Origin of the sequence: Aeromicrobium sp. Root495 (genome assembly GCF_001426755.1) — a bacterium.
GTDB lineage: Bacteria > Actinomycetota > Actinomycetes > Propionibacteriales > Nocardioidaceae > Aeromicrobium.
The window spans coordinates 67,566-84,905 of sequence record NZ_LMFJ01000001.1; the positions used below are offsets into that span (position 1 = coordinate 67,566).

18 protein-coding genes are annotated in these 17,340 nt (G+C 71.3%); 10 read left to right on the plus strand and 8 right to left on the minus strand.

Going from position 1 to position 17,340, the window contains the following annotated elements:
• Positions 1-53: 53 nt before the first annotated feature.
• Positions 54-827 (minus strand): amino acid ABC transporter ATP-binding protein, encoded by a 774-nt coding sequence (locus ASD11_RS00340; RefSeq protein ID WP_056281720.1) that lies wholly within the window; start codon positions 825-827, stop codon positions 54-56.
• Positions 827-2,299 (minus strand): ABC transporter substrate-binding protein/permease, encoded by a 1,473-nt coding sequence (locus tag ASD11_RS17650; RefSeq protein WP_082554064.1) that lies wholly within the window; start codon positions 2,297-2,299, stop codon positions 827-829. Before ASD11_RS17650 ends, ASD11_RS00340 begins: the two co-directional genes overlap by 1 nt.
• Positions 2,300-2,404: 105 nt before the next feature.
• On the opposite strand from ASD11_RS17650, the gene ASD11_RS00355 reads away from it, so the two are divergent.
• The 4 genes from ASD11_RS00355 to ASD11_RS00370 all read left to right on the plus strand — a co-directional run bounded on the left by ASD11_RS00355 (position 2,405) and on the right by ASD11_RS00370 (position 5,385).
• Positions 2,405-3,460, plus strand: a complete 1,056-nt coding sequence (locus ASD11_RS00355) for an alpha/beta hydrolase (protein ID WP_056288196.1) — start codon at positions 2,405-2,407, stop codon at positions 3,458-3,460.
• Positions 3,461-3,523: 63 nt separating this feature from the next.
• Positions 3,524-4,378, plus strand: coding sequence for a DNA-formamidopyrimidine glycosylase family protein (locus ASD11_RS00360; protein ID WP_442854190.1), 855 nt, complete (start codon positions 3,524-3,526; stop codon positions 4,376-4,378).
• A gap of 48 nt (positions 4,379-4,426) precedes the next feature.
• Positions 4,427-4,789: a TA system antitoxin ParD family protein gene (locus tag ASD11_RS00365; protein ID WP_056281725.1), complete on the plus strand. Its 363-nt coding sequence runs from the start codon at positions 4,427-4,429 to the stop codon at positions 4,787-4,789.
• On the plus strand, positions 4,786-5,385 hold the full coding sequence (locus tag ASD11_RS00370) for a zeta toxin family protein (protein ID WP_200940024.1): 600 nt from the start codon (positions 4,786-4,788) through the stop codon (positions 5,383-5,385). Before ASD11_RS00365 ends, ASD11_RS00370 begins: the two co-directional genes overlap by 4 nt.
• 108 nt (positions 5,386-5,493) lie before the next feature.
• Here ASD11_RS00370 and ASD11_RS00375 read toward each other — a convergent pair whose 3' ends face one another.
• Positions 5,494-6,321: a DMT family transporter gene (locus ASD11_RS00375; RefSeq protein WP_056281730.1), complete on the minus strand. Its 828-nt coding sequence runs from the start codon at positions 6,319-6,321 to the stop codon at positions 5,494-5,496.
• A gap of 35 nt (positions 6,322-6,356) precedes the next feature.
• Here ASD11_RS00375 and ASD11_RS00380 point away from each other — a divergent pair, with 35 nt between their 5' ends.
• The 6 genes from ASD11_RS00380 to ASD11_RS00405 all read left to right on the plus strand — a co-directional run bounded on the left by ASD11_RS00380 (position 6,357) and on the right by ASD11_RS00405 (position 12,292).
• Positions 6,357-6,980 (plus strand): hypothetical protein, encoded by a 624-nt coding sequence (locus ASD11_RS00380; RefSeq protein ID WP_156464511.1) that lies wholly within the window; start codon positions 6,357-6,359, stop codon positions 6,978-6,980.
• Between the two features lie 60 nt (positions 6,981-7,040).
• Positions 7,041-7,862, plus strand: a complete 822-nt coding sequence (locus ASD11_RS00385; protein WP_156464512.1) for an ABC transporter — start codon at positions 7,041-7,043, stop codon at positions 7,860-7,862.
• A gap of 50 nt (positions 7,863-7,912) precedes the next feature.
• Complete coding sequence (locus ASD11_RS00390; RefSeq protein WP_056281737.1) at positions 7,913-8,992, plus strand: NADH:flavin oxidoreductase/NADH oxidase; 1,080 nt, start codon at positions 7,913-7,915, stop codon at positions 8,990-8,992.
• A gap of 52 nt (positions 8,993-9,044) precedes the next feature.
• Positions 9,045-9,605, plus strand: a complete 561-nt coding sequence (locus ASD11_RS00395) for a hypothetical protein (protein WP_056281742.1) — start codon at positions 9,045-9,047, stop codon at positions 9,603-9,605.
• A gap of 66 nt (positions 9,606-9,671) precedes the next feature.
• Positions 9,672-11,942 carry a phosphoribosylformylglycinamidine synthase subunit PurL gene (gene purL, locus ASD11_RS00400; protein WP_056281744.1) on the plus strand — a complete coding sequence of 757 codons (2,271 nt, stop codon included), beginning with the start codon at positions 9,672-9,674 and terminating at the stop codon, positions 11,940-11,942.
• Between the two features lie 2 nt (positions 11,943-11,944).
• Positions 11,945-12,292 carry a sterol carrier family protein gene (locus ASD11_RS00405; RefSeq protein WP_056281747.1) on the plus strand — a complete coding sequence of 116 codons (348 nt, stop codon included), beginning with the start codon at positions 11,945-11,947 and terminating at the stop codon, positions 12,290-12,292.
• A 15-nt stretch (positions 12,293-12,307) separates the two neighbouring features.
• Here ASD11_RS00405 and ASD11_RS00410 read toward each other — a convergent pair whose 3' ends face one another.
• The 5 genes from ASD11_RS00410 to ASD11_RS00430 form a co-directional block, all read right to left on the minus strand.
• The gene (locus ASD11_RS00410) at positions 12,308-12,991 is read right to left on the minus strand and encodes a glycerophosphodiester phosphodiesterase (RefSeq protein WP_056281750.1); all 684 of its coding nucleotides are present in this window, start codon (positions 12,989-12,991) and stop codon (positions 12,308-12,310) included.
• Entirely contained in the window at positions 12,988-14,331 is a 1,344-nt protein-coding gene (locus tag ASD11_RS00415) for a glycoside hydrolase domain-containing protein (protein ID WP_056281752.1), read from the minus strand. Before ASD11_RS00415 ends, ASD11_RS00410 begins: the two co-directional genes overlap by 4 nt.
• Before the next feature lie 147 nt (positions 14,332-14,478).
• The gene (locus ASD11_RS00420) at positions 14,479-16,041 is read right to left on the minus strand and encodes a long-chain-fatty-acid--CoA ligase (protein WP_056281754.1); all 1,563 of its coding nucleotides are present in this window, start codon (positions 16,039-16,041) and stop codon (positions 14,479-14,481) included.
• A gap of 108 nt (positions 16,042-16,149) precedes the next feature.
• A complete protein-coding gene (locus ASD11_RS00425) occupies positions 16,150-16,602 on the minus strand; it encodes an SRPBCC family protein (RefSeq protein WP_056281756.1) in 453 nt (150 codons plus the stop codon).
• Between the two features lie 33 nt (positions 16,603-16,635).
• Positions 16,636-17,319: a ZIP family metal transporter gene (locus tag ASD11_RS00430; RefSeq protein ID WP_056281759.1), complete on the minus strand. Its 684-nt coding sequence runs from the start codon at positions 17,317-17,319 to the stop codon at positions 16,636-16,638.
• Positions 17,320-17,340: the final 21 nt, after the last annotated feature.

Sequence of the window (17,340 nt, forward strand, 5' to 3'; positions counted from 1 at the left end):
CATCCCCCGTTGGTCTTGGACGGCCGTACCACTTGAGACGAGGCTAGCGGACCTCAGGCTCCGGGGTGAAGGACCCGGCGGAGGAACGTGCGGGTCCGCTCCTGCTGAGGATCGCCGATGACCTGGGCGGGCGGGCCGTGCTCCACCACGACGCCGCCGTCGAGGAAGAGCACCTGGTCGGCCACCTGCTCGGCGAAGCGGATCTCGTGCGTCACGATGAGCGTGGTCCACCCCTGCGTCGCCAGGTCCTTGATGACCGCCAGCACCTCGCCCACGAGCTCGGGGTCCAGCGCCGACGTCGGCTCGTCGAACAGCACGACCCGTGGCTTGATGGCGAGCGCGCGGGCGATGCCCACCCGCTGCTGCTGGCCGCCCGAGAGCTGCGACGGGTAGGAGTCCTCGCGGTCCTCGAGGCCCACCTGCGCGAGCAGGGCGCGCCCCTCGGCGACCACCTCGTCCCGCGGGCGTCGCTGGGCGACGAGCGGGCCCTCGATGATGTTCTCGAGTGCCGTCTTGTGCGGGAACAGGTGGTGCTGCTGGAAGACGATGCCGGACTGCGCCCGGAGCGCCCGAAGCCGGGCCTCGCGGTCGCGACCCTGGGCGGGGAGCGTCCCGAAGTCGACCTCGACGTCCCCGATCCCGACCACGCCTGCGTCGGGGATCTCGAGGGTGTCGAGGCTCCGCAGCACGGTGGTCTTGCCCGAGCCGGACGGTCCGAGCAGGACGGTGGACGTGCCGGCCGCCGCCTCGAAGTCGACGCCCTTGAGCACGGCCGTGTCGCCGAACGTCTTGGTGAGTCCGCTGACGCGGACGAGGGGAGTGGTCATCAGACGTACCGGTCCAATCGGGTCTCGAGCCGGCGCTGTCCGATCGAGAGGATCCAGCACACGACCCAGTAGTAGAAGCCCAGAAGGATGAGCAGGGCGAGGTACTCGGTGCTCTCGTTGGCGGCGTTGAGCGTGACGCGGAAGGCCTCGACCACGAGGATCGTCGAGGCCAGCGACGTGTCCTTCACGAGCGACAGCAACGAGTTGGACAGTGGCGGGACGGCCGTGCGCAGGGCCTGGGGAAGGACGACGCGACGCAGGGTCTGGCGGTAGTCGAGGCCGATCGTGCGGGCGGCCTCGGTCTGTCCCTTCGGCACGGCCAGGATCGCGGACCGGATGATCTCGGCGGCGTACCCGGCGATGTTGATGCTGAACGCGAGGACGGCCGCCACGTACCGGTCGAAGTTGAGCCCGATCTCCGGCAGTCCGTAGAACACGATCGCGAGCTGCAGCAGGAGCGGGGTGCCGCGGACGATCGAGATGAAGACACCGGCCGGGACCGAGAGGAGCCTCCGCGGCGAGATGCGGGCCAGGGCCACGCCGAGCGCGAGCGCGAGGCCGACGACGAAGCTGATGGCCGTGAGAGGGATGGTGACCTTGACGAGGGCCTTGAGCACCGGCCAGGCCTGGTCCTTCACGACGTCGAGCGCGCTGCGTCCGGCTCGGCCCTCGGCCTGCGCCTCGCCGCCGTCCTCGATGGAGACGTCGGCCTTGAAGTAGTCCTCGGAGATGCGCTTGAGGGTGCCGTCGTCACGCAGCGTCTGGAGCGCGGCGTCGGCCTGCTCCTTGAGCTGGGAGTCGGCCTTGCGGAACATCAACGCCTGCTGGGTCTGCTGTCCCTCGGCCTCGCCGGCGATCTTGATCTTCTTCGTGCCGCTCGTGGCGAGGTAGTCGAGAATCGCGATGTTGTCGTTCACGATGACGTCGGCACGGCCCTGCTCGAGCACCTTGGCGGCCTGCGACAGCCCGTCGACGGCCTCGATCTTGGCCCCGGCCTCCTTGGCCACCCCCGCCCAGTTGCTGGTGGTGGACTGTGCGGCCCGCAGGCCCTTGATGTCCTTGAGCGTGGTGATGTCGTCGACGTCGGACGGGGTGACGATGACGCCGCGCGAGTAGGTGTACGGCGTGCTGAGCCCGTACTTCGCCTCCCGCTCGGGGTTGATCGAGATCTGGTTGGCGATGACGTCGATGCGCTGGGAGTCGAGCGCCACGAAGAGCGAGTCGAAGGATGACTCGACGAACGTGAGGCGCCAGCCGGCCTCCTTGGCGACTGCCTTGACGACCTCGATGTCGTAGCCCGTGAGGTCGTCGGTGTCGGGGTCGTGGAACGTGAAGGGCGGGTACGTGCCCTCGGTGCCCACCACGACGACCGGCTCGTCGGCGGCGGAGGCCGGTGAGGCAGCGCCGAGGCCGGCGGTGACGGCGAGTGCCACCACGACGGCCGCCAGCGAGCGGACCAGTAGGCGTCTCATGCGTTCCCCTGTCTTCACGATCCCTCGAACCTAGGGCCGACGTCCGCCGCACGCCTCTCGTGCCCACGATGCGGACCTTCCTGGGAGGATGCACCCGTGGACCTCATGCCTCGCTTCCCGCGCGACCTCGGAGCCGCTGCGGCGAACCTGGGGGACAAGGTGCGCCGCAGGCCCATCGCCGACCTCCGCCCCATGCCCCGCACCCGCATCGAGCGCACCGAGCACGCCACGCTCTACCGCTACGACTCCGCGCCCGGGGTCACGACGCACGGCCGGCCGCTGCTCCTCGTGCCGCCGCTCGCCGCGCCGGCCCTCGCGTTCGACCTGCGCCGTGGCGGGAGCGTCGTCGAGTACTTCGTGCAGCAGGGCCGCACGGTCTACCTCGTCGACTACGGGCCGGTGAACTTCCGCCACAAGGACCTCGGCATCGAGCACTGGGTCGACACCGTGATCCCGGCCGCGGTCGAGACGGCGGTGGAGCACTCCGGCGCCGACTCGGTGCACCTCGCCGGCTGGAGCCTGGGCGGCATCTTCACGATGTTCACCACGGCGGCACACCCGCTGCTGCCCATCGCCTCGGCCACCGCCGTGGCCAGCCCGTTCGACCTCCGGGCCGTGCCGCTGCTCGCCCTCGCGAGGCCTCTCGACGCCGTGGGCGGTCAGCTGGTCGGCGCCACGTACCGCACGCTGGGCGGCGTGCCGGCGCCCCTCACGCGTCTGGGCTTCCAGCTCTCGGCCTTCGACAAGTACCTCACCAAGCCGGTCTCGATGCTCATGCACGCCGACGACCGCGACTTCCTCGCCCAGCTGGAGGGCGTGGACCGGTTCATGTCCAACATGTACGCCTACCCGGGCCGCACGTTCGGGCAGCTCTACCACGTGATCATGCGCAGCAACGAGTTCGCGACGGGCGCCATGGAGCTGGGCGGACGCTCGGTCCGGCTCGCCGCCGTCGACAAGCCGGTGTGCGTCGTGGCCGGGCTCAACGACACCTTGGCCCCGCTCAAGGCCGTCCGGCACCTCGTGGACCTGCTCACCGGCTCGCCCGACGTCCAGCTCGTCCAGGCGCCGGGAGGTCATCTCGGCGTGCTCTCGGGCCGGGGCGCCCGCCGCACCACGTGGCCCGCCATCGAGGGCTTCCTCGCCCGTCACGACGCCTAGGCGGTCCGCAGATCTTGCCGGCGGGGCGGCGTCGGGCGGGGCTAGGCTGGGACCGTGCCCGAGATGCCGGAGGTCGACGCGCTCGTCGGATTCCTGCGCGAGAAGCTCGACGGAGCGGTGCTCGTGGAGGTGGAGCCGGCGTCGTTCGCCGTGCTCAAGACGTTCGACCCGCCCGTGTCGGCCTTCGCGGGCCTGCAGGTCACCGACGTCACGCGGCACGGCAAGTTCATCGACATCGACGTCGACGGGCTCCACCTCGTGATCCACCTCGCCAAGGCGGGCTGGCTCCGGTGGTCGGAGAACCTCGCGGACAAGCGGCTCAAGATCGGCAACGGTCCCATCGCGGCGCGGGTCCGCTTCGACGTCGGCGACGGACCCAAGACGGGTTTCGACGTCACGGAGGCGGGCACCCGCAAGGGCCTGGCCATCTACGCCGTGCGCGACCCGCAGGACGTCCCGGGCATCGCCGCGCTCGGCCCGGACCCGTTGGCCGACGGCTTCGAGCTCCGACCGCTGCTCGAGGGCCGACGCATGCAGGTGAAGCGGTTCCTGCGCGACCAGAAGATCCTCGCGGGCATCGGCAACGCGTACAGCGACGAGATCCTGCACGCGGCCAGGATGTCCCCGTTCGCCCTGGCCTCCGAGCTCGCCGACGACGAGGTGGCGCGGCTCCAGGCTGCGATCCACGACGTCCTCACCGAGGCCATGGCCGAGGCTGCGGGCAAGCCTGCGTCCGAGCTGAAGGACAGCAAGCGCACCCGCATGCGTGTCCACGGACGCACGGGCGAGGCCTGCCCCGTCTGCGGCGACACCGTGGCCGAGGTGGTCTACGCCGACTCCTCGCTGCAGTACTGCCCCACCTGCCAGACCGGTGGAAAGGCGCTCAAGGACCGCAGCACGAGCAAGTTCCTCAAGTGAGCCACGCGGTGTAGCAGAGTGCTACGCTTGCCGTCAGGAGGCTCTGCCATGGCGACACCGATGCGCATCGAGAACGACCTGTACGACGCTGCCAAGGCAGTCGGCGCGGTGATGAGCCGCAGCGCTGCGCAGCAGCTCAACCACTGGGCGCGGATCGGCCGGGAGCTCGAGGCCTCCGGCGCCGTGAGTCACCGCGACGTCGGACGGGTCCTTGCGGGTCTCAAGCCCTACGACGACCTCAACGGCCAGGAGCAGGCGCTGGTCCGCGCGGAGTGGGTCGAGCGCATCGCCGAGTCTCGCGAGGAGCTCGACTTCGCCGCCGAGTACGAGGCGGCCGGGATCACAGGCTGGGTCGAGGCCGATGCAGCCGGCGTCACCGTCGTGCACGGCTCGGCAGCCTCCGAGGAGTGACCGAGCCCCTGCCACCGGGCGCCCCGCCGTCCGCCCCCGTCCTCCACCTGCTGGCCGGACCCAACGGGTCGGGGAAGAGCGCCTACGCCGAGCGCGTCCTGGAGCCTCGGACGCACCTGCCGTTCGTCAACGCCGACGTCATCGCCGCCCGTCTCTGGCCCGACGACGCCGAGTCCCACGCGTACGACGCCTCCCAGCTGGCCGCGGAGGAACGCGACCGGCTGCTCGCGGCGCGGTCGTCATTCATCACCGAGACCGTCTTCAGCCACCCCAGCAAGGTCGACCTGGTGCGGCGCGCCCTGGCCGCCGGGTACCTGGTGGAGCTGCACGTCGTGCTCGTGCCGGAGGGCACGTCGGTGGCCCGGGTCGGCTTCCGCGTGGCCCGCGGCGGGCACTCGGTGCCGGAGCGCAAGATCCGGGAGCGGTACGAACGGCTCTGGTCGCTCGTGGCCCTGGCCCGCGACCTCGCCACCTCCACGACGTTCTACGACAACACCAGCGCGCGGGACCCCTACCGCGTCGTCGCGGTCTACGAGGCGGGCGTGCTCGTGAGCCCGGCGCGCTGGCCCGCCTGGACCCCGTCCGCCCTCCTCTGACCCCCCCAACCCCCGCGAGTGGCGCAAAAGGGCACTTTCGAGACGGCGTGTCGGACCAATGTGCGCCAGTCGGGACCCACTCTGCGCCACCCGATGCGTGGCGGCGGGTCAGGCCAGGGCGACGAGGGTGACGGCGGCAGCGGCGAGGGCGAGGCCGACGCCCTGCCACGCCTGGATCCGCTCCTTCAGGACGAGCGAGGCGAGGAGCACCGTCGAGGCGGGGTAGAGCGCGGAGATCACGGCGACGACCGAGAGCAGGCCGTGGTGGGTCGCGAAGAGGAAGCAGCCCGTGGCTGCGGCGCCGAGCGGTCCCATGAGGACGGCGCGGTAGGCGGCCCGGTCGCGGGGGACCCAGGCCTGTCGGAACGACACCGCCGTCAGGATGATCGCACCCACGGACACGAGCTGTGTGAGCGCGAGGGGCAGGATGCCGGCGTCCTCCCCGATCCGCCCCAGGCAGGCGAAGAGCAGGCCGAACCCGAGGCCGGCCAGGATCCCGTCGACGACGCCGCCGCGGTGCGACGGGTCCTCCTCCGTGACCAGGGAGATCAGCCAGATGGCTGGGAAGGCGCACACGACACCGAAGACGGCGAGGGTCGACGGCCGGTCGCCGGTGGCGACTCCCACGACGACGGGCAGCAGCGCCGTGCCGACGGCGGACAGCGGTGCCACGACGCCCATGCGCGCGCCCGCGAGACCGCGGTAGAGGAAGGCCGTGCCGATCCCGCCGCCGACACCTGCTGCGGCGGCCCAGGCCCAGTCCTGGCCGGTGACCGTCCCGCCGATGAGGAGGCCCACCACGAGGTTGGCCACGGTGGAGGACGACTGGCCGACGACGCCCACCTGCCACGGCCCCGACCGCTTGGAGAACAGGCCGCCCAGGAAGTCCGAGACGCCGTACGCGAGGGCGGAGAGCAAGGAGAGGACGACAGCCACAGCAGGAGCCTAGGGCGCTTGCCTAGAGTGGTGGCATGGCAGGCAGGAAGTCGTGGGGAACGCGGGCGAACCGCGCCGTGGACGGTGTCACGTCGCGCGTCGACGGGCAGACCGAGCAGGCGGCGCAGCGGGCGACGCAGGTCATCGTGCTCGCCGCGCGCGTGCTGCGCTGGCCCACGCTCGCGCTGCTCGTCCTGCCGCTGCCCCTGATCATCACGGTGCTGGCGCTCGCACCCACCTTCGACGGACCGGGGCGGTTCGTGGTGCTCGCCGTCGGCATCGCCATGGCGCTGGTCTCCGCCGCCTTCGCGGGGCGCAGGTACAAGGTCCTGAAGGCCGTCGAGGACCCGGTCGGACTGGCCACGGAGCTGGGCATCGCCGTGAACCTGAGCGGCCGCGCCGACGAGACCCGGGGCGTGCTCGAGGCCGTCGCCGGTGGCGGGGGCTGGCGCGCGTTCTCCCGGCTCAAGGGCCTGTGGAGCGGCGTGGGCATGACGGGCCGCTGGATCGACGGGATCGGCGACCTGCCCCGGGCGCGCTACTTCCTGCCGCCCAAGATCGGCACCACCGTGACCGTCGTGGTGGCGGCCCTGTGGCTGCTCCCCGTCTCGTTCGTCGCGGCCGTCTTCACCATCATCGCGGCCGTCGCGCGCGCCTGACCGGGCGCCGTTGCGGCCATACCGTGACAACGGCCGATGGCATGGTCCATGCTGACCGGCATGAACCTCGTCGGTCTCGCCACCCTGCCGCTGCGCATCACGATCTCCGCCACGCGCACGACCCTGGCCCTCGGCCAGCTCGCGGCGCCGGACGGTCCCATCCTTCGCGAGGGCGGGTACGGCAGTCGCATCGGTGAGCTCATCGGCGAGGGCGGGCTCCTCGAGCAGGTGGCCAAGCTGCTGTCCGACGAGCACGGTGTGGTCGCGCTCGGCAACATGATCGCCGACCTCACCGCCGACGACCGGCCGCTCGGCAAGGCGCTCGCGCGCGACGGTCTCGTCGACCGGATGGCCTCGGAGGAGGGGCCCTTCGTCCGGCTCCTCGAGGAGGGCGGTGCGTTGGACCGTGCGCTCTCCGAGGACGGCCCGCTCTACCGCTTCCTGGCGCCCGGCGGTGCGCTCGACAAGCTGCTCTCGCCGGAGGGCCCGCTCGAGCGGCTCCTTGTCGACGGCGGCCCCATCGACCGCATGCTCGCGCCCGACGGTCCGCTCGACCACCTGCTCGCTGCGGACGGCGCCGTCGAGCGCATCCTCGAGCCGGGCGGCCTCCTGGAGCAGCTCGTCAAGGAGGAGGGGATGCTCGAGAAGCTCCTCCAGCCCGGCGGCACGCTCGACCAGCTCGTCGAGCTGGGCAACACCTTCGACCAGCTGCTGCCGCGCCTCGAGGCGCTGGGTGCCGCGATCCCCAACCTCAACTCCGCCGTCGCGATCCTCAGCGGAGCGGTCGAGCCGCTCGGCCACCTCGCCCAGCGGCTGCCCGGCGGACGTCGACGGACCCTGGCCGTCGGCTCCACCCCCGAGGCGGAGCCCTACGGCGACTGAAGCGAGCAGGGCCGGGAACACGCTCGGCGTCGGCCGCGTTCTGACCTGATGTGCCCCGACTCCTCGAGCCCCTGACCCTGCGCGGCGTCACCGCCCGCAACCGCATCTGGCTGGCCCCGATGTGCCAGTACTCCGTGACGGAGCAGGACGGTGTGCCCACCGACTGGCACCTCGCCCACCTCGGCGCCCGTGCCACCGGCGGGTTCGGCCTGATCCTCACCGAGGCCACCGCCGTCGTCCCCGAGGGCCGGATCAGCCCCGAAGACACCGGCCTCTGGAACGACGACCAGGCCGACGCCTGGCGCCGCATCGTCGACTTCGTGCATGCCCAGGGCGTGCCGATCGGCGTGCAGCTGGCCCACGCAGGTCGCAAGGCGTCCACGTTCTCCCCGTTCGCGGGCGAGGAGGGCACGGTGCCCGAGGCCGACGGCGGATGGACCGCGGTCGCACCGTCGGCCGTCGCGTTCCCCGGCTACGACGAGCCGCGCGCCCTCACGCTCGACGAGGTCAAGGCGCTGCCGGGCCACTTCGCGGCCGCCGCCCGCCGCGCCGACGAGGCCGGTTTCGACGCCGTCGAGGTCCACGCCGCCCACGGGTACCTGCTCCACGAGTTCTTGTCGCCGCTCTCCAACCGGCGGGACGACGAGTACGGCGGATCCTTCGAGAACCGGACCAGGATCGTCCTCGAGGTCGTCGACGCGGTGCGCGAGGCGTTCGACGACGAGAAGGTCGTCATCGTCAGGTTCTCCGCCAGCGACTGGCTCGACGACGGCTGGACGGTCGAGGAGACGGCCCGCCTGTCGGCCACGCTCAAGACCCGCGGCGTCGACGTCGTCGACATCTCCTCCGGCGGACTGCTGCCCGCTCCCATCGAGGTCGGGCCCGGCTACCAGGTCCCGTTCGCCCGTGAGGTCCGCGCCACCTCGGGCCTCACCACCGGCGCGGTCGGCCTCATCACCGAGCCGGAGCAGGCCGAGCAGCTGCTCGTCGACGGTGCCGCCGACGTCGTGCTGCTCGCCCGCGTCGCCCTGCGCGAGCCGGCGTGGCCGCTGCGCGCGGCCCACGAGCTGGGAGTCCCCTGGCGTGAGGCGCCGTACCCCGAGCAGTACACGCGCGGCGCCTGGCACTGACAGCTCCCATCGAGCCGAGACACCCAGGTGCTCGCGGCGGTAGCGTCTCGGCATGAAGCCCTGCACGTACGAGGAGTTCGGTCGGCTGTTCTTCGAGGAAGCCGTGAGCAAGGAGCGCATCCTCGGTGTCGTGCAGGGCATGGCAGGCGCCCCCGTCGAGCTCGGTCCCATCGGCGTCGGGCCCGGCCGCGCGGCCGAGGCCACGGCCACCGGGCAGATGGGCGAGGCCTCGGCGGAGCGCCTCGACGGCGACATGATCCGCTACCGCGTCACCATCCCCGTCTCGCTCGACTTCGAGGTGAACCTCCAGGTCGACAAGCACCGGTTCCACGGCGAGATGGTCATCCCGCTCCACATCCAGGCCCGCGCCACGGAGGACCTGAAGATCGTGATCGACATCGAGCCGCCCAAGGCCCGCGACGTGAAGCTGGACCTCAAGGCGTCCGGGCTGCGCGCGTCGATGCTCCAGAAGGTGGCCGGGATCGACGCGGAGGTGAAGCGGTTCGTCGTGAAGTACGTGGAGCGTGAGCTGGAGAAGCCCGAGGTGACCAAGACCCAGCTCGTCGACGTGGGGGCGAGCATCGAGGCCACGTGGGCGGGCATGGGCGCCTGACCGTCCCCCGTGCTCGCGGCCCGGTGCAGATTCTTCCGCCGGGGCCCACGCCGGTAGGCTGGCCCCGTGCCTGACGCCCCCACCCTGGACACCGTGGAGCATGCCTCCACCACCCCCGATCGTGAGCAGCCGTGGGAGGAGCTGGGACTCAAGCCCGACGAGTACCAGCGCATCCGCGAGATCCTCGGTCGACGCCCCACCGGCGCGGAGCTGGCCATGTACTCGGTCATGTGGAGCGAGCACTGCTCCTACAAGTCCTCCAAGGTGCACCTCAAGAAGTTCGGCGACCTGCCGCAGGAGACCCCGCTCGGCAAGACGCTCGCCGGCATCGGCGAGAACGCCGGAGTCATCGACATCGGCCAGGGCTACGCCGTCACCTTCAAGGTCGAGTCGCACAACCACCCCAGCTACGTCGAGCCGTACCAGGGTGCGGCCACCGGTGTCGGCGGCATCGTCCGCGACATCCTGGCCATGGGCGCGCGTCCCGTCGCCGTCATGGACCCCCTGCGCTTCGGCCCGCTCGACGCGCCCGACACCCTGCGCGTGCTGCCGGGCATCGTCGCGGGCGTCGGCGGCTACGGCAACTGCCTCGGCCTGCCCAACGTCGGCGGTGAGGTCGTCTTCGACGAGACCTACCTCGGCAACCCGCTCGTCAACGCGCTGTGCGTCGGCGTGCTCCGCCACGAGGACCTGCACCTGGCGTTCGCATCTGGCGTGGGCAACAAGGTCGTGCTCTACGGCGCCCGCACGGGCGGCGACGGCATCGGCGGCGTGAGCGTGCTCGCGTCGGAGACCTTCGAGTCGACCGGCCCGTCCAAGCGTCCCGCGGTGCAGGTCGGCGACCCGTTCATGGAGAAGCTCCTCATCGAGTGCACCCTCGAGCTGTTCGCGGCCAAGGTCGTCAACGGCATCCAGGACCTCGGCGGAGCGGGCCTGTCCTGCGCCACCTCCGAGCTCGCCTCCGCCGGCGACGGCGGCATGCACGTCGAGCTCGACACCGTGCCGCTGCGTGACTCGTCCCTCTCGCCGGAGGAGATCCTCATGAGCGAGAGCCAGGAGCGCATGATGGCGGTCGTGGAGCCCGAGCACCTCGACGCGTTCATGTCCATCTGCGAGAAGTGGGACGTCGAGGCCGTCGTGGTCGGCGAGGTCACCGACGGCGACCACCTCGTCATCGACTGGCACGGAGAGACCGTCGTCGACGTGCCCCCGCGCTCCGTGGCGCACGACGGCCCCACCTACGACCGGCCCTACGCCCGCCCCTCCTGGCAGGACGCCCTGCAGGCCGACACGGCCGACTCCCTCGCCCGTCCCGCCTCGGGCGACGAGCTGCTGGCCGCGCTGCGGGCGATGGTCTCCTCGCCCAACCTGGCCGACAAGTCGTGGGTCACCGACCAGTACGACCGCTACGTGCAGGGCAACACCGTCCTCGCGCAGCCGGAGGACGCCGGCATCGTCCGCGTCGACGAGGACACGAACCTCGGGGTCGCCATCTCCACCGACTGCAACGGCCGATTCGCCAAGCTCGACCCCTACGCGGGCGCGCAGCTGGCGCTCGCCGAGGCCTTCCGCAACGTGGCCGTGAGCGGCGCGCTGCCCCTCGCCGTCACAGACTGCCTCAACTTCGGCTCGCCCGAGGACCCCGACGTCATGTGGCAGTTCGAGCAGGCCACCCACGGCCTCAAGGACGCCTGCGCCGTGCTCGGCATCCCGGTCACCGGCGGCAACGTGAGCTTCTACAACCAGACCGGCGACACGAACATCCTGCCGACCCCCGTCGTGGGCGTGCTCGGCGTGATCGACGACGTCCGTCGCCGCGTCATGCAGGGCTTCGCCGGCCCCGACGAGCACGTCGTCGTGCTGGGCGAGACGCGCGACGAGCTCTCCGGCTCGGCGTGGGCGGGCGTGGTGCACGACCACCTCGGTGGCCTGCCGCCGGTCGTCGACCTCGAGGCCGAGCAGGCTCTCGCGGCCGTCCTGCAGGAGGCCTCGAAGCTGGGCCTCGTCACGAGTGCGCACGACCTCTCCGACGGCGGCCTGGCGCAGGCCATCTCGGAGGCGTCGTTCCGGAACGGTGTCGGCGTCACGGTCGCGCTGGAGGACCCTTTCGTCGAGCTCTTCAGCGAGTCCACGGCCCGCGCGGTCGTGACGGTCGTGGAGGACCGGCACGACGAGCTGGTCGCCCTGGCCGAGAAGCACGGTGTCACGCTCACGTCGATCGGTCGCACCGGTGGCACCGACATCACCGTCGAGGGCCAGTTCTCCGTCCCGGTCAACGAGCTCATGGCGGAGTGGAAGGCCACGCTGCCCGCCGTGCTCGGCGCCACGCTGGGCTGAGCATGGCCCGTCTCCTCACGCCCCTGCCCGACGCCGAGGTCGCCGACCTGCTCGCTCGGCTCGACGCCGGAGAGTCCGGGCGCGAGGTGCTCAAGCCCCTCGTGAAGCACTTCCTCGCCGTCCTTGCGCAGAGGTCGCCCGGTCGCAGCGTCGAGGTCCGCGTCCCGCCCTACTCGGCGGTGCAGTGCATCGAGGGAGCCCGCCACACCCGTGGCACGCCGCCGGCCGTGGTGGAGACCGACGCCCTCACCTGGATCGGCCTGGCCCGAGGCACACTCGAATGGGCCGACGCCTCGGTCCGCGCGAGCGGCGAGCGCTCCGACCTCAGCCCCCACCTCCCCCTCACCTGACTCACCCCACCACACTCAGCGGGGGCGGAGGGCCAGGGCGACGTCGGGGTGGTTGGTGGTGACCATCCAGGTGTGCGGGTCCGACGTCCAGTAGCGGAGGGCGTCGGTGCCGTCGACGGTCCAGACGAGCAGTGGCAGGCCGCGTCGGCGGGCCCAGGAGCGCAGCCAGTACCGCGCGATGAGCTGGTGACTCACCACCACGTCGACCCCGGCCCGGCGCATGCGGGCGCGGGGGAACCAGGCGGCGGTCCGCGCGAGCCAGCGCGACGGGAGCGTGCCGCGGTGCGAGCGCGCCGCGGTGGAGAGGCCCAGCCTCAGGCCCGGTGCGTGGGCGGCCGACCAGGCCCGCAGCCGCGGGATGCTCGCGTCCTCCGACGTGGTGACGACGATGCGCTCGAGCGGGAGCGCCGCGACGACCAGGGCGACCGCCTCGTGCTCGCCCGTGGCCAGCTTGAGGTCGACGTGCGCGCCCACCTTCTCACCGGCGCGGAGGACTGCGACGACGTCGGCGAGCAGGACACCGCCTTCGTCCACCGGTGCGTCGTGTCCGACGACGAGTCGACCGGCGGGGGACCGGTGGACGTCGAACTCGACGTAGTCGGCACCCATCCGCACGGCCCGCTCGACCGCCGCGATCGTGTTCTCGCCCGGGCGGTTGTTGCCGGAGCCTCCGCGGTGCGCCGACACCAGGACGGTCATGACAGGCGGTGAGCTGCCCGCAGCTTGGCCCAGACGTCGGTGGTCACCGTGATGTAGCCGGTCTGCCCGTTGGCCTTGCGGTACCGGGAGACGCAGCGCTCGGTGGCGTGGTCGTAGACGCCCGTGGAGATGTAGTCGCACCCGGCGGCCCGCAGCGAGCGCTGCAGACGCCAGACGCGCTCACCCGTCGCGCCGTACTTGAGCACGTAGGGCGTGCTTCCCTCGGCCAGCAGGGCGGTCCAGAAGCCGGGGGTGGTCTGGCCGGTCTGCGCCCAGCCCTTCTTCCTGCGGTACGCGTTGACGGCGGCGATCGTGCCTGCCCCCACCTCGCTCGTGACGTCCTTCTTGAGGCCCAGCTGCTTCAGGGCGCACTGCAGGGCGCGGACCTGCGGGGCCGTGGAACCCTTCGCCAGGAGCGGGTACGTCTTGTAGGTCATGGTGACGTTGCCGCACGCCTTGGGGTCGGCCGAGTACTGCCAGCCGTTCCCGACCTCCATGAAGTTCCGGTCGATGTTGATCGTGTGCCCGCGGTAGGTCTCGTCGGTGCCGTTGTGGAACTGGTGGATGCGCTGCTTGGCCCAGTACCTGTCGGCGAGGTAGGGGCCGGCGTCGGTGTCGGCCTTCTTGTTGGTCCAGGCCACCCACACCTGGTCGGGGTTGGTCATCTTGACGAACGAGACCTTCTTCCTGCCCGCGCGGACCTCGTTCAGCAGGGCGATGGCCGCGGAGCCGCTGGAGTACACGCCGGAACGGAAGCCCTTGGCGTGGAGGCGGTCGGTCCAGCCGTCGATGAAGGCGAGGATCGCGTTGTCGCACGTGGTGGTGCGGGCGTACCACTCGAGGTCGAGGTAGCTCACGCTGTTCTTGCCGAGGCCGTACTTGGCGAACGCGGCGATGGTCTCGTTGGCGTCGCTGATGCCCAGCTCACGCGCCTTGACCGTGCTGGTGGGGAGCTTCTTCTTCTGGACCCGGCTGCTGGGGTTGTTCTTGAAGCACGGCGACTGGTAGCCGACGTGGATGGGCATGAACTGCCAGCCCTTGGCGGCGTTGGCCATGACCCACGTCCTGCTCAGGTTGGGCTGGTACTTGTCGCCGCAGTAGCGCGAGTTGCCGGAGACGTAGATGCCGATGGCCTGGTACGGCGAGTACTGGCCCCACGCGTCCATGACCTTCTGGCTCGGCGCCTGGCAGGCGTCGAAGGCGTAGCCGCGGTGGCTGCCGGGGGCCTGAGGGGTGACCGCCGACGCGGTGGAGGACCCGAGAGGGGTCAGGACAGCGGTCAACAGCGCGGCGACGAGCGTTCCGACGAGCCGCGCGGTGGGGGAAGGCACCAGACGCATGGACCGAGGGTACGTCCCACGAGTCCCACCTGTCACACGTCTGGCGAGACGGTTTACCACGGTAAGTCGGTAGACATGCCCATACCTCCGGAAGCTTCCGGAGGTATGGGTCAGGTTGCCAACACACCGTGGTAAACCGTCCGGGGGTCAGACCTGGCGGTCGCGGTCGGCCCAGTAGGGCTTGCGGAGGTCGCGCTTGAGGATCTTCCCGGAGGGGTTGCGGGGGAGGGCCTCGATGACGTCGATCGACGACGGCGCCTTGTAGTGCGCAAGCCGCTCGCGCGCGAAGGCGATGAGCTCCTCCGCCGACGCGCTCTGGTCGGGCTTGAGCGCCACGACGGCCTTCACGGTCTCGCCCCAGCGGTCGTCGGGGACGCCGATGACGGCCAGCTCGAGCACGGCCGGGTGCTCGGCCAGGACCCGCTCCACCTCAGGCGAGTACACGTTCTCGCCGCCCGTGATGATCATGTCCTTCACGCGGTCCTCGATGAAGACGAACCCTTCGTCGTCGACGCGGCCGATGTCGCCGGAGCGGAGCCACCCGTCGGGCGTGAGGAGCTCCTCGGTGGCCTCGGGCCGGCCCAGGTAGCCGCTCGTGGCCTGCTCGGTGCGCCACCACAGCTCGCCGGACTCGCCGGGGGCGACGTCCTCCAGGGTGATGGCGTCGACGACGCGTCCCTCGACGCCGGGAATGGGCTTGCCGGCGCTCACGAGCCGCTCGGGGTGGTCGGCGTCGCGGTGCGCGGCGTCGTCGAGGATCGTGACGACACCAGCCATCTCGGTCATGCCGTACACCTGCATGAACGTGGTGGTGGGCCAGTGCTCGAGCGCCCCACGCAGCACCGGGAGCGGCATGGGCGCCGCTCCGTAGCTGAACACCTTGAGCCGGCTGAACAGGCCCATGGCCTGCGGTCCGGCCTGCAGGAGACCTGCGACGACGGCGGGCACGAGGAACGCGTGCGTGACGCCGGCCATCATGGCGCCCGCGAGCAGCGTGGCGTCGACCTCACGGATGATGAAGCCGTGCGTGCCGGTGGCCGGGCCGAACAGCGCGTAGGACGAGCCTCCGACGTGGAACATCGGCATGGCGATGAGCATCATGTCGCCCTCGCCGTACTCGACGTCGCCGCCGGCGTAGCGGGTGTGCACCACCATGTTGTGCTGGCTGAGCATGACGCCCTTGGGGCGCCCCGTGGTGCCCGAGCTGTACATGACGAGGCACGTGTCGTGGGGGTCGACGTCGTCCTGGCGCTCGACCGGCGACGCCGCTGCGACCCAGGCCTCGAGCTCGTCGGACTCCCCACCCACGACGATGATCCGCTCGACGGTCGTGAGCTTGTCGCGGATCAGCTCGATCGAGGGCAGCAGCTCGTGGCCGACGAACAGGATCCGTGCGCCGGCGTCGTTGATGACGTAGTCGAGCTCGTCACCTGCGAGGCGCCAGTTCACGATGGCGTTGGCCGCGCCGAGCAGGCACACGGCCTGGGTGGCGGTGAGCGTGGCGGGGTTGTTCTTGTCGAGGAAGGCGATGCGGTCGCCCCGGCCGATGCCCTCGGCCTGCAGGGCGCCGGCGAAGGCGCGAACGTCGTCCCAGGCCTCGGCCCACGTCCAGGTGCGCTCCAGGTACGTCCAGCACGGGTCGTCGGGCTGGTGCTCCGCGCGGTAGGCGTGGAAGTCGGTCAGGAACGTCGCGGCGGGCAGGTCGGCCATGGAGGGGCTCCTCGTGGTCGGGCGGTGTGACGGGGGTCACGCCCACCCTAGGCCGCGCGGCACGACCGGCGCCATGGTCGTTGCCCGCCGCACAGGAATGCGCTGCGGTCAGCGCTCGACGAGACCGGCGATCCGCTCGAGCGTCCTCCGCATGCCGGCCTGGTTGGCGGCAGGGATCTTGCTGCGCTTCAGGAAGAACTTCTGCTTGTCCCGGCTCACGTCCCAGGTCTCCCGGACAAGAGTGCTGCCCTCGCCCGCCGGCTCCAGCTCGTAGCGCCAGATCCGGCCCCCGACGAGTCCGCCCAGGCCGGTGGTCTGCCACGCGATGCGCTGGTCGGGCACGAGCTCGATGACGGTGTTTCTGGTGCGGTAGCCGACGCCCATGTGCATCGCCATGCCGAACACCGACCCGATCGAGAGCGGCTCTGAGTCCCCGCGCGTTCCCCGCACGGTCCCCGACCCGTCGATCTCCTGGTGCTTGGCCGCGTCGGAGAGATAGGCGAAGATCGCCGAGGCCGGCGCTGCGATGGTCCGTTCCACGCTCAGGGTGTCGTTGTCCATGACCCCATCCTGGCCGAGGTCGGCCCGGTCGGCTCAGCCGAGCAGGTACGCGGCGAGGAACCCGGCCGCGGTGGCCAGCCCGACCCACCAGCCACCGTCGCGGTACGCCTCGGGCATGAGGGTGTCGGCGAGCACCGCGATCGTGGCCCCTCCCGCGAAGGCCTGGGTGAGCGCGATCGCGTCCGGGCTCACGACGTCGGCGGCCGCGTGGGCGACCACCGTGACGACGACCAGGACCGTTCCGGTCACGGTCCACAGCAGCAGCCCCTTGCGGGCGCCCATGCTCGGGTCGTCGCGCAGGGTCGACGCGCTCCCGATGGCCTCCGGCATGTTGCCGACCGCGATCGCGACGAGCAGGGCGAGACCGCCGTCCGAGAGGCTGACGCCGAGCGCCGCGTTCTCCGGCACGCCGTCGAGCACGGCACCGAGGAGAAGTCCGAGGCCCACGGCCCCGCCGGCGGCCCGCCGGTCGAGCCAGTGGTTGGCGGTCACGTAGACGCCCGCGCCGAGCAGCAGCGCGCCTCCCGCCTCCAGGTGCGGGAGGGCCTCGAAGGCCGGTCCGAAGAGCTCCTCGCCGGCCGCGGCGACCATGGTCCCGGCGCCGAAGGCCATGAGCGCGGCCAGCACCTCCTGGGGCAGCTTCCAGCGCAGCCCGATCGCCGCGCCGCCCACGAGCGGCACGGCCGTGGCGAGGCCATAGGCGAGTGCAAGCACCATGTGGTCACGGTAAGCCTTGCG

Excerpts from the sequence above, each read along its gene's own strand:
- ASD11_RS00340 (WP_056281720.1), bottom strand. The coding sequence starts at position 827 with ATGACCACTCCCCTCGTCCGCGTCAGCGGACTCACCAAGACGTTCGGC.
- ASD11_RS17650 (WP_082554064.1), bottom strand. The coding sequence starts at position 2,299 with ATGAGACGCCTACTGGTCCGCTCGCTGGCGGCCGTCGTGGTGGCACTC.
- ASD11_RS00355 (WP_056288196.1), top strand. The coding sequence starts at position 2,405 with ATGCCTCGCTTCCCGCGCGACCTCGGAGCCGCTGCGGCGAACCTGGGG.
- ASD11_RS00360 (WP_442854190.1), top strand. The coding sequence starts at position 3,524 with ATGCCGGAGGTCGACGCGCTCGTCGGATTCCTGCGCGAGAAGCTCGAC.
- ASD11_RS00365 (WP_056281725.1), top strand. The coding sequence starts at position 4,427 with ATGGCGACACCGATGCGCATCGAGAACGACCTGTACGACGCTGCCAAG.
- ASD11_RS00380 (WP_156464511.1), top strand. The coding sequence starts at position 6,357 with ATGGCAGGCAGGAAGTCGTGGGGAACGCGGGCGAACCGCGCCGTGGAC.
- ASD11_RS00385 (WP_156464512.1), top strand. The coding sequence starts at position 7,041 with ATGAACCTCGTCGGTCTCGCCACCCTGCCGCTGCGCATCACGATCTCC.
- ASD11_RS00395 (WP_056281742.1), top strand. The coding sequence starts at position 9,045 with ATGAAGCCCTGCACGTACGAGGAGTTCGGTCGGCTGTTCTTCGAGGAA.
- ASD11_RS00405 (WP_056281747.1), top strand. The coding sequence starts at position 11,945 with ATGGCCCGTCTCCTCACGCCCCTGCCCGACGCCGAGGTCGCCGACCTG.
- ASD11_RS00410 (WP_056281750.1), bottom strand. The coding sequence starts at position 12,991 with ATGACCGTCCTGGTGTCGGCGCACCGCGGAGGCTCCGGCAACAACCGC.
- ASD11_RS00415 (WP_056281752.1), bottom strand. The coding sequence starts at position 14,331 with ATGCGTCTGGTGCCTTCCCCCACCGCGCGGCTCGTCGGAACGCTCGTC.
- ASD11_RS00420 (WP_056281754.1), bottom strand. The coding sequence starts at position 16,041 with ATGGCCGACCTGCCCGCCGCGACGTTCCTGACCGACTTCCACGCCTAC.
- ASD11_RS00425 (WP_056281756.1), bottom strand. The coding sequence starts at position 16,602 with ATGGACAACGACACCCTGAGCGTGGAACGGACCATCGCAGCGCCGGCC.
- ASD11_RS00430 (WP_056281759.1), bottom strand. The coding sequence starts at position 17,319 with ATGGTGCTTGCACTCGCCTATGGCCTCGCCACGGCCGTGCCGCTCGTG.